The sequence below is a fragment of the Sphingobacterium litopenaei genome, from assembly GCF_014692495.1.
GTDB lineage: Bacteria > Bacteroidota > Bacteroidia > Sphingobacteriales > Sphingobacteriaceae > Sphingobacterium > Sphingobacterium litopenaei.
Genome location: NZ_JACOIJ010000031.1, coordinates 1 through 12,594, shown reverse-complemented (window position 1 = coordinate 12,594; position 12,594 = coordinate 1). Strand labels below are relative to the sequence as shown.

Genomic DNA, 12,594 nt, shown 5'->3' with positions numbered 1-12,594 from the left:
TGAAAAAATCAATGTTAACTAGAAAAAACTTAAAAACTGGCCTCTTTGCGGTCTCCATGGTTTTCATGTTGGGGAGTTTCCAAGCATGCACCAAGAAGACGGAACTTGCAGAAGATCCCTATGCAGGAGGTAAACAAGTACTAGATATCAATTTCGTATCCAAATCATCAGAATTAGGTATAGTTGCCGCAGGATCGGTCATGGAGCTGCAGGTAAATGGCTTGATGAAGTACAAGGATAATTTTAAATTATACGTCAATGAGATAGAAGCCAATGTTATAGACTTCACAGATACATCCATTCGTTTCGAAATCCCTGTTACCGCGAGTACAGGTAGCGTTTGGATCACAGCCAATGAACAGACATTCTTTGGTCCAGTGATCCGAGTGGGTGGCAAGGTCTCTGTGGATAACACCTTTAAGGTGGTCAATGGTGCAGGTTATCTTTCTGGTGGTGTAGGAACTATTTTTGATATCGAACAGTTACCTTCCGGACGCTTCTGGGTTGGTGGTTCCTTCAATACCTTCGAATTAAAAGGAACGGAAGCCGTTCCAAATGGAGGTATCGCACAGTTGGATCCCGATGGTGGATATATCACCAATGATATCAACTTTGGATTTGGGGCTTGGGGAAGTGGTGGAACTATTTATTCCATCAGTCGTATCAGTGCTGGACCGCAGAGTGGAAAATTCATTATTGGAGGTAGTTTCAATGCCTATAATTCCAAACGTAATAATAGACAGACCATTGGAAATGTAACCCGCTTAAATGCGAATGGCACATTGGATACCATGATGTCATCTCAACGCGATGCCGCAGGTAACTCGTTGGTTCCTATCGTAAATCCAAAACCGGAGGTAAAATGGAAAGACCAGGACACCGTTCCTTCCTTTAATGCGAGTGTAGATGGTGCGGTTAGAAAAACCTTTGCCTTTGGGGAGAAAGTGTACATCATTGGGAATTTCCAAATCTTCCGCCGTGCCTACTATCCTAACTCTACTTGGGACGAGAAGGTCTATGATGCTACCCGCATGCGTCAAATGGTTAGGGTAAATGCAGATGGTTCATTAGATTCCACTTTCCATTATATCAAAGCGACCAATCAGAGTGGCTTAGGCGGTGATGGAGCCATTATGGATGCGACGATGCAAGCCGATGGCAAACTGGTAATCGTTGGTGGTTTTCAGAACTTTAACGGCACCCCTGCTAAACGCATTGCCCGCTTAAACCTTGATGGATCCGTAGATAACAGTTTCCATACGGGTTCTGGCGCAGATGGTGATATTTATGCGATCAGGTACAACGCCACAACACAACAATATGTTGTTAGTGGAACATTTACGCATTACAATGGAAAAGCTTTACCGGGTGTAGCCTTATTAAATGCAGATGGATCGTTAGTGGATTCGTTCAACCCTCAACCGATAACAGGTGGGTCGGTTACTTATTCCGGTCAATTGAACAATGGGAAGATTCTAGTTACCGGAAATTTCACGAAATATGGCGAATATGTTCGTCAAGGATTTATGATCCTGGAAGCCGATGGTACCCTTAAACCGGAATACAATAACTCTGGGGGTTTCCAAGGCCGGGTATATGATATGATTGAAACACCTTTTGCCGGTGGAACAAAAGTGATTTTGGTGGGTAATATCCTTCGCTTCAATGCAACCATACCAAAAGGCTTAGTTAGAATTACTATTGCAAACTAACCACATTTAATTATTTAGACATGAAAAAGAATAGAAATATCTGGAGAAGGGTTAAAGTGTTTAGTGCATTAACCATACTGCTCGGATCGGTAGGTATATCCAGTTGTAATAAAGAATTTGCGAATAAGCTTCCGGAGCCTTATGAGAATGATACCTTGAATATAAACGATGGTTCCAAACGTGTACTTTACATCATTTTGGATGGTATAAAAGGAAATGTGGTGGAATCCATTGCACCTGAGACCCTAACCCTATTGACCGATAGATCCATCTTTACGTACGATGGATTAGCTGATGACCATAGGAACCAAATCTCGTTTCCTACCGCGTGGACCAATATGATGACCGGTTTGGATTATACGGTAAGTGGCGTTACTGGTAGTGACTTTTCAGGATTTAACAACGAAACATCACCTTCCATTTTTACGCGGGTAAAATCAGAGAAGAAAAATGTACAAACTGCCTCATTTAGTACTTCGGCAGCTTTTACTGATCATTTAGCAATTGATGCAACAAAGAAACAAACTTTTGCAAATGATGTGGAGGTAAAGAATGCGACTATTCAGGAACTTTCTTCGGGAACTTCATCCTTAGTAGTTGCCCACCTGCATGCTGCCGAATTAGCGGCGAATAATGATTACACGGTAGAAAACGAAGCGTATGTAAGTGCTATTCATACCATTGATCAACAGATCAAAGAAATCATGAATGCATTGGTAAACCGCTCAACTTTTGCCAAAGAAAACTGGTTAGTGGTGGTTTCTTCCAGTAAAGGTGGCGGTGTTTCCGGCGGCGCTTCAGGATCAAATATTTTTGACGATCCATCCAGAAATGCCTACATCGCTTTCTATAACCCAAAATTCAATCCTCAAGAATTCAGTAAACCGGATGTATCTGCTCTTCCATATGTTGGTACAACACCAAAATACGTAGGAGCAAACAACAATGCCACCATGGATGATCCAAATGTTGGAAATTTTGGATCTGACCAAAATGCTACGATACGATTCAATATCCGTTGGGATTATGGTGGTACTTATTACCCAAGTTTCTTAACCAAAAGGGCAGCATTCAACCCTGGTGTGGTTGGTTGGACATTTTTCAATGAAGGACCGACCTTTGGATTGAATTTCAGTCAGACTGGACAAGGAAATACACAACGATTACATACCAGAGCTATTGCGGATGGAAAATGGCATAATATCACCGCTGTATTCTATAAAGAAGGGAATACAAGATATGTGAAAGTTTTCTGTGATGGCATTCCTGCCCCAGCTGGACCATTGAACATTACCAATGTTGGTAACATCAATACGACCAGTCCATTAAGATTAGGCTCTATAGGGGATGCAAATGTGAATTGTATGATCAATGATTTGGCGATCTATAATGTAGCCCTTCCAGATGCTGAAGTGATAGCAAAAAGCCGCGTAACGCCATTAACAGCAGAAAATGATCCCTATCATGATAATTTAGTTGGTTATTGGCCAGCAAATGAAGTGACTACAGATAATAAGCTGTATGATATTACGGGCAAATCTGCACCATTCTCTTTAAAAGGATCGATCAACTGGACATCATTCGCAGATATCTCTCCGAATATTTCACCTGCCATTTCTCCTGCCGCATTCCGTGCAGTACCGAATACTGTAGATATTCCAACTATGATCTATTCTTGGATGAATATCACCGTTCCTCAGCAATGGGGTTTAATGGGCAAATATTATGTACCTAGTATTAATTTACCAAGAGACTAATTGAACATGAAGAAGCAAAAATTATTTTACAGCCTTTTATTATTCGCAGGTTTGTTGGGTGCCAGCTCTTGTGAAAAATATGGATATAATGTACCTGATGGCTATCCGGACTATACGGATCGTCCAGGAGGGGATTTAGATACCAACCTTAAACAGATCGACAAATCCATGTATGCCAAAGCTAGGGTATTCCCTGGTTTGGTGGACCAATCGGAACCCCGTGTTCAGAATGCAAAATTCACCTTGGATCTCAACTTTACCAAACAAACTGCGCAAAACCTGCGTATCAATGTTGCTCCAGAACCTCAGTTTAGTACGGGCTACTATGCTGCTCCAGGTGAATTGGTTAGGATCGTTGTTCCTGAAGGAATCGAGGGGCTAACCGTACAGATCGGTGGCCATACGGATAACCTTAATGGAAAGTATCCCCTATTACGTGATCCATTGATCTATAATCGCCAGCGTATCTATGCTGGGGTCAACTATGTAAGGAACCTGTACGGTGGAACAATTTATATCCGTGCGGATCGCGCCTATGAGAATCCAGTAGAATTTACGATAACCAATGCCGTAAAATCTCCAGATTTTGTATTGGGTGTGAGCAATGATGCGGCTTGGGTAGCCGAAGTGAAAGCTTCCAAAGTACCTTGGTTGGAACTAAGGACCAAACGGGTGGTATTCTTGATTCCTAGAGACCGCGTGATCAAAACATTCTCCTCGAATGAACCATTCACCAATCCTACGGCCGTGTTGACCAAATGGAACGAGGTTTTCGAATATGATTATAATGGTTGGATGGGTTTATCGGATGATGCCGAAAATGAAAAAGACCGCAGCCCACAAGGACAATGGCGTGGCGTTTTGGATATCCAATTGTCCGTTGGATATGGCCATAGTGGATTCCCATTCGTCGGATTGAATGACTCGGAATGGTTTGGAGCAATGACCAGTTTGAATTCCATTACTACAAGTAATGGCATGTGGGGGTCATACCACGAATTTGGCCATAACTGTCAGCAACCAAGTATCTGGTCTTGGAGTACTTTGGGCGAAACCACCAATAACCTGTTCAATTTTAAAGTAGCAAACCGAATTGGTGCAGATTATTCGGTCATGCATCCTGCTGTGAACTCAGGATTTCCACAGGCGATTGCGTATGCGAAACAAACGGGTGCTGCCAAGAATTTTGATACCGATGCGGCTATGAATGATCCGTTCAAACGAATGACCCCATTTGTTCAGATCTTTGAGAAATTTGGTTATGATGCCATGACGCATTTGTATACGGAGGCAAGACATGCCATCAGAACAAATCCTAGTGATATCACCAAACATAACTGGGTGTATGAGAAATTATCTGATTTTACAAAAACAGATCTTTCTCCTTTCTTCGATGCTTGGGGTATCACTTATAGCGATGCAGTTTCCGTAACGGTATCCAAGAAATATCCACTATTGAAAAAAGCGATCTGGGAATATAACCCATTGACAAAGACTGGTGGTGATAATGATATCGTTTACCGCACTTCTGTGGTATCGGCTAGTTCTCCTGCTCAGGAAGGTTCCTTGGCGAATTTGGTAGATGGTGATCCAAACACTTTTTACCATGCGAAGTACTCCTCACCTACCGCAGCAGAATCCTATCCACATACTATTATCTTGAATGCAGGAGCGAATATTCCGATTAAAGGAATTTATTCCTATGCTAGACCGGGAGGAAACCGTGTTGGAGATGGTAAGGATTTCGAAGTTTATTATAGCCGAAACAATGTAGATTATGAATTAGCAGGAACCGGAACAATGCCAAACAACAACAGTAGATTTGAATACATCTTCCCTAATGGTCCTGTGAATGCGAAATACTTCAAAATCATTATCAAGAATGGCTATGGCGGTTCTGGTGTGCCTTATGTAGTATTCGGAGAATTGAATTTACTTAAACCTTAATTAGACGATGAAATTATATAACAAAATACTTTCCATGCTTTGCATACTGTCAGCAATGACAGTTGCAAGCTGTACAAAATACGACAACCCTCCTCCTGTGTTTGAGGAGCTAAAAGACCTTACTACCAACCAAAGGAAAGTGATGGTCATCAGTATTGATGGTTTGGGCGGAACCTCCTTAGAGAAAATTGCTCCGCCGCAGATTATGGCCTTACAGAAAAACTCAAAGTTTGCCTATAACACCCTGAAAACAGAAACCGGAGCAGCGGGCTGGGCATCCATGTTGACAGGTACGGGTTATGCAAAGCATAAGATTTCTAATGATGATTTTGAAGCTGACCAAAACGATGATAACCATCAACATGAAAATATCACTTCCTATCGTAATGTTCTGGATTATGTAACGCAATATCGATCCGTGAAAACGGCGATCGTTACGCCTTGGGAAGACTTGAGAAATTTTGTGAAAATTGCAGATTTTGCCCCTGTGGTAAGCAATGACGTACAGGTAAAGGATAGTACGTTGAATATCCTTAATCAATCCCGCGCTTTGGGAACCATCATTGTGAATTTTAAGGATGTGGAAAAAGCGGGTGAAAATGGCGGATTTAACGAGGGGAATGCAAATTTCAAGAATGCGGTCCTAAAAACAGATGAATATGTTGGGAATATTGTAAACGCCATAAAAGGACGTGAGAATTATGAAAAAGAAGACTGGTTGATCATTATTACCACCAACCATGGTGGTGGAGCAGATGAAACCGATTTCGGATTTACCATGGCTTACAATCCTGCCTTCCAGGAATTCAAATTACAAAAATCAGGATTTAATCCGGTTAGATTTGATAATAAGACAGGTAGAGCAACGTTTCATGATGAGACTGGAAGGTTTGATGTAGGGGAAAATAAAAGTTTCACCGTGCAGATGGATGTGAAATTCAATAATGTACCAGGTGGATATTCCAGTTTCTTCGGAAAAAGTACAAACTTGAGTGGACAGAATATTACGGGTTGGCAATGGGCCCATTATCCAGGTGGAAAATGGGTGGTAACTGTCGGCGGAACGTTGAACGGCGGTAGTGGAAAGCAGGAAGTTTCTTCGGAAGAAGCACCTGGAACCGGTGTATGGAGAAACCTGATCATGACCGTGGAATATGTAAACTCATCTACAAGGACATTAAGTATGTACATGGATGGGAAATTTCAGAAATCCATCAATATTTCTGCGCGTAAGAGCTTGAATATTGGTGAGGATTTAAGGGTCGGACACCGTGCTGGGGATAATGATGTTGCAGGTTCTTTTTCACCGGCGAACTTGGTTTATTATAACACGGCATTGAGCGCAAGTACTATTACGAATAATTATGGCCTGAAGGATTTGACCAAGCACCCTAACTATGCGGATATCATTGGTTATTGGCCAATGGATGAAGGAACTGGGGGTATGTATTTTGGAGGGTATCCAGGCACGCCTAACATGTCCTTATCCGGAAGTTATGTTTGGTTGAATATGGGAGATAGCTACCCTTCGGCCTCTACTGTTATGCCAGTTACTTCTTCGCTATCCATCCCAACGAATGCTACGGATATTGCAGCATTGACGCTTTACTGGATGAATATTGAGATCCTTGCCGATTTCGGAATGGATGGAAACCCATATCTGGAGAACTTTGAAATTGAGTTCTTGAAAGATTAATTCCTTTGATGAAATTATAAATTTCATATATTAGCTGTGGCCTCCTTGGATTTATCCAAGGGGGCTTTTTTTGTTAAAGGGAGTTTTTCTTGGGGGGTGGAGTGAAACCGTCATTGAGAGGGTTTGTCCCTTCATTGAGAGGGTTTGACCCGTCATTGCGAAGGGTTTGTCCCGGCATTGCGAAGGTCTGTCCCGTCATTGCGAGGAGGCACGACGAAGCAATCTTTCTCATTGTTTTCTCCTTGTTTTCTCATTGTTCATTTGTGAGGGCCCTCTTTGTCATCCTGAGAATTAAAAATTTGAATTAAATTTATCGGAAGGTGATGACATTTAGCAACTTAGTTCATTGACCATTCTGCAGTTTGACCGGACTATCGTATAGTGCATCTTGCCTGTCCCTGAGCTTTCTCCCTGATTGGATATTATTGGTTTGTTCTTCGGACGATGTGAAAATCAGGTAGTCATTGACATCCTTTATATTGCAATTCTTTTTCTGCAATTCCTCCATTCCGTTTTTAAGGACGTGTGTTTTTTCGAAGTGACTTCGTAAAGTATTGTAAGATTTTACACCGCTGCCATCTATGTCCAGATAACTTGTTATACCGTTATGTTGTTGTAAGAATGGAAATGATTTTTCCAGATTTGCCGTAGTATTCAGGATGCAGTAATTAGCATTTAAATAAGGCTTACCAGCATTCTTTTTTAAAGTCATATAGGAAAGCCAGTCGGTAAAGCCCTCAAGCAGTACAACCTCCTTATAGCCGTTATTTATCGAAGTAATGTCCTTGGTCAATAAAGAACGTTTGTCATAGCTGTTTCGCAATTCAAATCCACCAGAATCATTCTTAAAACATATAGCAAAGAATGTCTGTCCTTTTGCCGTCCGATAATAGATTTCCTGGCAGTAAGCTTTGGCAATTTCAATATCTATTTTTCGTGAATCGGTCAGATAGTCGGTTAATGCTTTGTTCTCAAGTAGTTTTACAGAAAGTATGGTGTAACCACGTTCATTTTCATATAGCATTGCTGGCGCTTTGTCTAATATGGTCAGCTGGTGAAAAGAAAGGACATTTTTTCTTTCATCAGCCCAATCCAGTACAATAGATAGATTGTCTGTTTCCAGAAACTTCAACAAAAAATCAATGTTGTTACCTCCGAAGCCTTCTGAATGTGAATACCAAATGTTTCTATGGATATCGACTTTTGTCGAAGCCGTTTTTTCTTTCCCGCCATTGAATGGATTTCTAAACCATGCTTCACGACTGTTCATTCTGGCACATGGAATCCGAAGATAATCTAATATTGATATGAGCGGTATACGCTTTAATTCAGTGCATGTCATAATCATAATTTTAAATAGGTTTAGTTTAGTCTATTACTATATAGGGGCAGACTAAACTAAACCTGTTTTTTAATAGTAAAATTCAGGGTTGAACCGATAGGTTTTATCAGTCTTGATGATCATCCGTTTGTTCTCCAAAAAGGTCTTTAGCTGTTTCGATTTATTAATTCCAAAATTGAAACCTTTTGCCAAATAAGCGTCCTTTAGTCTTGCGACAAAATCATCATAAGTACAGGTAATTTCTGAATCATTAAACAATTCCTGCAATACCTCTCGATGGTTCTCTTCTGATAATTCCTGATAGCTGAAACCTTTTTTAGCTTTCGGACTTGTTAAGTCGAAATTTTCGTCAAGTACAGGTATACCATCGTCAATAAAGAAGCTGAATGGTTCAAATTCGACATCTCTGATGAATTTTGGTGCCACGGTGCTGTAGTTGGCATCCAGATCACTTTTAGTTATTTGGAGAATGGATTCGGCTTTGTTGTTCAATTCTGTTCCTAAGTGCCCCCGAGTATTATCATCTCCTTTGTTTAAGTGTAGTACAGTATGAATATGGATATTGAGTTCCTGCGACCACTTCATAAGTTTGTTCGTGATTTCAGTCGCTTCGGTAGCGTTATTAATATCGTAAACCAAATCCCTGATTCCATCTATGATGACCAGTCCGATCCTGTCTGCATATTTGAAAAGTGCATATTCAATGATATTGATACGTTGCTTAGTGGGGTATTCTCTTAAAGAGATAAACTTTAAATTATCGTGGACTTCTGAAGTTGGATAATCAATGAGCTTGTATATTCTGGAAAGTAATCTATGGCAATGAAACTTACTCTGTTCCGTGTCACAATAAAGTATCACTGGACGGGTTGGAGGAACTTTAACCTTATATTGTAATACTTGTTTACCACTCAATGCAGAAGCGACCATTGAGATCACGTTGAATGTCTTCCTGCTCTTCGCCTTTCCCGTGGATGCGCTGAAATTCCCAAGCGTTCCGATAACGGAATCCGAATTGCTGATCGTTATCATTATAGGAGGTTCTTTAAATTCATCTGTTATTTTAACTGTAGACTTTTCAAGAGCTTCGACAATATTCTGATTAAATGGAATCATATGAACCTCCTTTTCTTTTGATTGGTATACTCCTTAAACAATTTTAAAGCAAGCCGAGTATCAACAATAATTGTCCTTTGATCTTGTTGAATCGCACCAGTGATTACACCACTGTTTTTTATTTTCTGTGCTTTCGATTTACTACAATTAAACAATTGCATGATACCCGAAATACCGTATACGAATTCAGGTAATGTGCTTGTAGCTTCTTCTTTAGGTATTTCTGCGATTGCTTCTCGTTGAATAGCAAGTAATTCCTCACCAGTCATCATAGCGACTGGCTTTGATAGTAATTCACGAATGTTCATGTTCTTATTAATTGAAATTAAACAATAGCCGTGCGCATCGGCATTTAATGTTCGAACATGAGCTAAGGTATGAGGTTAATATCGTGGTAAATATGTGGTAGAATAAAATATAACTATAATTATTCAATTTATTATCAGTCAGTTATACAATTGCAGGTGATTTTCTTTGTGGTTCGATTGTAACCTAAATCTTTAAAAGTATTCATAAACTCATTTAAGCGGATTGTTAAATGTTTGAATGGTTGAATAAGTCTTCTAAACGTTTATATAGCTTCTTCCATTTTCTACTACTTTGGATTTGTCGATAGTGTGCTTTATACGATGATAGTTTGATTTTTTGCATATTATGGATTTTTTCTAACCACTTATTTCTGGCACTGTCATCAAGACGTTTGGAAAAAGAATCTACAAGAAAGTACAATATAAAATCTGGTGAAATTTTTAGATTGTTTTCTTTATTCAGGTTGATTACTGTGTGAAAAGTTTGAGCATCTACTTCGATAACCTTATTCTCTATTAAAGCTTCATATACAGCTCCTACCAAAGACATTGGAAAATATTCATAATATTCGTCGTTTTGGAAATTTTCTCTGTATATATCAAAGAGTGGCTTTATGCTCACTTTCAACACATTAGTCACCTCTTCAAGGATAGATTTTGTTAATTGAAAATCATTCTCGAAAAATTGTTGTAATTCAAGGATTTTGGCTTCGTAATCCTGTAATTTAGATTGAAAGATTGGTTCAATCCGGTCAATTTCCAATTCGGTCCTTCTCCTACGGGAATCATCACCTCCGTAGAAACAACTATCCAACGATCTTTCAAGTGCTTCTTTTTCCTTTCTAACTTCTGTAAATTTCTTTGTATATTCTTTGACTTCAAGTTCAAAAATTTCATATTCCCGACGAAATGCTTCTATGGATGAATTGGCTTCAATCTCAAAATTTCTGGTATTAACCAGTCCAGCTAATCCATTATAAACGGCATCAAAATTTCTGGTTAGTCCAAAGATTTTTTCATGACTAGAATTGAAAAAAAGATAATTTATAACTTCTTCAACAGATGGGGAATCCAAACGCTCTAATAAAGTTCGCTTTATTTCGGCTAACTTATTCCAGTCACAATACTGATTACTTATCTGTTGATGTAGAACCTCCTCATACCGACGTAATAATGTTAGAAAAGATATTAACTCTTTTTCTTCTTTTTGCATAATCCTTACATTTTATTAAACATTTCCATAGCTTCGCTACGCATTTCGTCCACGGTATCGATATAGGGTTGCATAGATTTATAATCTGAGTGTCCAGTCCATTTCATCATAATATGGACAGGTATTCCAAGAAACAAACCGTTGCATATAAAAGAACGTCTTCCAATGTGAGAAGTTAATAACATGTACTTCGTGACAACCTCTTCTATACGCTTGTTCCCCTTATAATAGGTTGTTATAAGCGATTCATCAAGTCCAACTAATTCGCCAAGTTCCTTTAGGTATTCATTATATTTCTGATTAGAAATCACCGGTAGAGCCTTGTTGTTCGGAAATCTTTCGTCCTTATATTTATTTAAAATTGCTTTTGTGTGGTTATTAAGGTCGATGATGAGTTTATCATCTGTTTTGATCGTCACTATTTCTATATACCTCTCTTTCACGGCATCTTTTGTTAATGCATATACATCTGAGTGTCTCAATCCTGAATAACAAGTGAAAATCAGTATATCACGAACACGGTGTAAGTATGATTTTTCTTTCGGAATATCGAAAGCCTTAATATGATCAATCTCTTGCCCTGTAAGAAAAACGACTTTTTTTTCTATTTTCTTAATTTTCGGACGGTACGATAGGAATGCTGAATTCGTTACTATTCCCTTTCTATTTCCCCAACGAAGAAACCATTTTAAGAACTTTAAATGTTTTTCAAGTGTTGAGTTTTTAAATCCTCGGCGCTTCAAAAGGAAATCCATATACTTATCAAGCGTGGTATTATCAAAATCGTTAATGCCGATGTTTGGTTTAAACTCTTGGAGATGATTTCTGACCGTTCTGAGTTTCTTTAGTGTTCCTTCAGTTCAATTGTTAAGTTTACGATTCTCTTGAATAAATTGGTCATAGTAATCGAAGAATTTACTTTGTGCTGGTGCTTTCGAAGAAGTTTCATTTTTTGGTTTTATCTTATCATTTATCTCATTCCGCAATGTCGGTTTTGAAGGAACTGCCCCTGCGATCTCATAACTTTTGAAGATATCCTGAATGATGCTTTCAATCTTTAGGAGTGATGTATTTATTTCACTTGCAGACTGTTTAATTTTATTTGTTGTACCATTTTTTACACGTTGCTTTTTATCATCCCATTTAGAAATGTCAACCCGAAAACCACTGGATAAATCCAGTCTGTCCCCATCATAGTTGATTCGGACTCTGATAGGAACATTTTCTATGATCTCTATACCATCCTTTTTACGCTTTTCAAGTGAGAAAATAATATTTCTTTTGATGTTCATTTTTGGGTGTAAGTAAAATATGTACACCCAAATTTAGAGGGCACTGAAAAAGTCCCCTTTTATATTGGACCAAAAAAAAAGGAGTGGAAAGTGCATTTTCTACTCCTTTTTTTGTATCTTAAATTAAGCTTTAACGGATATCAGGATGCTTTCTACCCAACAAAAAATACAGTTCAGTTCTTATTCAGGATTGTACGATATCATTGTTCCA

General features: G+C 39.0%; 9 protein-coding genes and 1 pseudogene. 4 read left to right on the top strand and 6 right to left on the bottom strand.

Annotated features, from left to right (window positions below; translation table 11 throughout):
• Positions 1 to 11 precede the first annotated feature (11 nt).
• Genes H8B04_RS13535 through H8B04_RS13520 form a run of 4 tightly spaced genes read left to right on the top strand, consistent with a single transcriptional unit; the run spans position 12 to position 7,112 of the window.
• Complete coding sequence (locus H8B04_RS13535; RefSeq protein WP_165291453.1) at positions 12 to 1,712, top strand: DUF5008 domain-containing protein; 1,701 nt, start codon at positions 12 to 14, stop codon at positions 1,710 to 1,712.
• A 20-nt stretch (positions 1,713 to 1,732) separates the two neighbouring features.
• Complete coding sequence (locus H8B04_RS13530; protein ID WP_165291452.1) at positions 1,733 to 3,469, top strand: LamG-like jellyroll fold domain-containing protein; 1,737 nt, start codon at positions 1,733 to 1,735, stop codon at positions 3,467 to 3,469.
• Between the two features lie 6 nt (positions 3,470 to 3,475).
• Positions 3,476 to 5,416 carry a M60 family metallopeptidase gene (locus H8B04_RS13525; protein WP_099366005.1) on the top strand — a complete coding sequence of 647 codons (1,941 nt, stop codon included), beginning with the start codon at positions 3,476 to 3,478 and terminating at the stop codon, positions 5,414 to 5,416.
• 7 nt (positions 5,417 to 5,423) lie between these two features.
• Positions 5,424 to 7,112 (top strand): alkaline phosphatase family protein, encoded by a 1,689-nt coding sequence (locus H8B04_RS13520; protein ID WP_165291450.1) that lies wholly within the window; start codon positions 5,424 to 5,426, stop codon positions 7,110 to 7,112.
• 343 nt (positions 7,113 to 7,455) lie between these two features.
• Here H8B04_RS13520 and H8B04_RS13515 read toward each other — a convergent pair whose 3' ends face one another.
• From H8B04_RS13515 to H8B04_RS17155, 6 genes and pseudogenes are all read right to left on the bottom strand, one after another.
• The gene (locus H8B04_RS13515; protein ID WP_165291449.1) at positions 7,456 to 8,382 is read right to left on the bottom strand and encodes a toprim domain-containing protein; all 927 of its coding nucleotides are present in this window, start codon (positions 8,380 to 8,382) and stop codon (positions 7,456 to 7,458) included.
• Between the two features lie 141 nt (positions 8,383 to 8,523).
• On the bottom strand, positions 8,524 to 9,570 hold the full coding sequence (locus tag H8B04_RS13510; protein ID WP_190302684.1) for an AAA family ATPase: 1,047 nt from the start codon (positions 9,568 to 9,570) through the stop codon (positions 8,524 to 8,526).
• A complete protein-coding gene (locus H8B04_RS13505; protein ID WP_165291447.1) occupies positions 9,567 to 9,878 on the bottom strand; it encodes a DUF3853 family protein in 312 nt (103 codons plus the stop codon). Before H8B04_RS13505 ends, H8B04_RS13510 begins: the two co-directional genes overlap by 4 nt.
• A gap of 226 nt (positions 9,879 to 10,104) precedes the next feature.
• Positions 10,105 to 11,091 (bottom strand): hypothetical protein, encoded by a 987-nt coding sequence (locus tag H8B04_RS13500; protein WP_190302683.1) that lies wholly within the window; start codon positions 11,089 to 11,091, stop codon positions 10,105 to 10,107.
• 5 nt (positions 11,092 to 11,096) lie between these two features.
• A pseudogene (locus H8B04_RS13495) lies at positions 11,097 to 11,936 on the bottom strand (phage integrase SAM-like domain-containing protein); the annotation flags it as partial.
• Between the two features lie 15 nt (positions 11,937 to 11,951).
• Positions 11,952 to 12,383 (bottom strand): Arm DNA-binding domain-containing protein, encoded by a 432-nt coding sequence (locus H8B04_RS17155; protein ID WP_223815433.1) that lies wholly within the window; start codon positions 12,381 to 12,383, stop codon positions 11,952 to 11,954.
• Positions 12,384 to 12,594 lie beyond the last annotated feature (211 nt).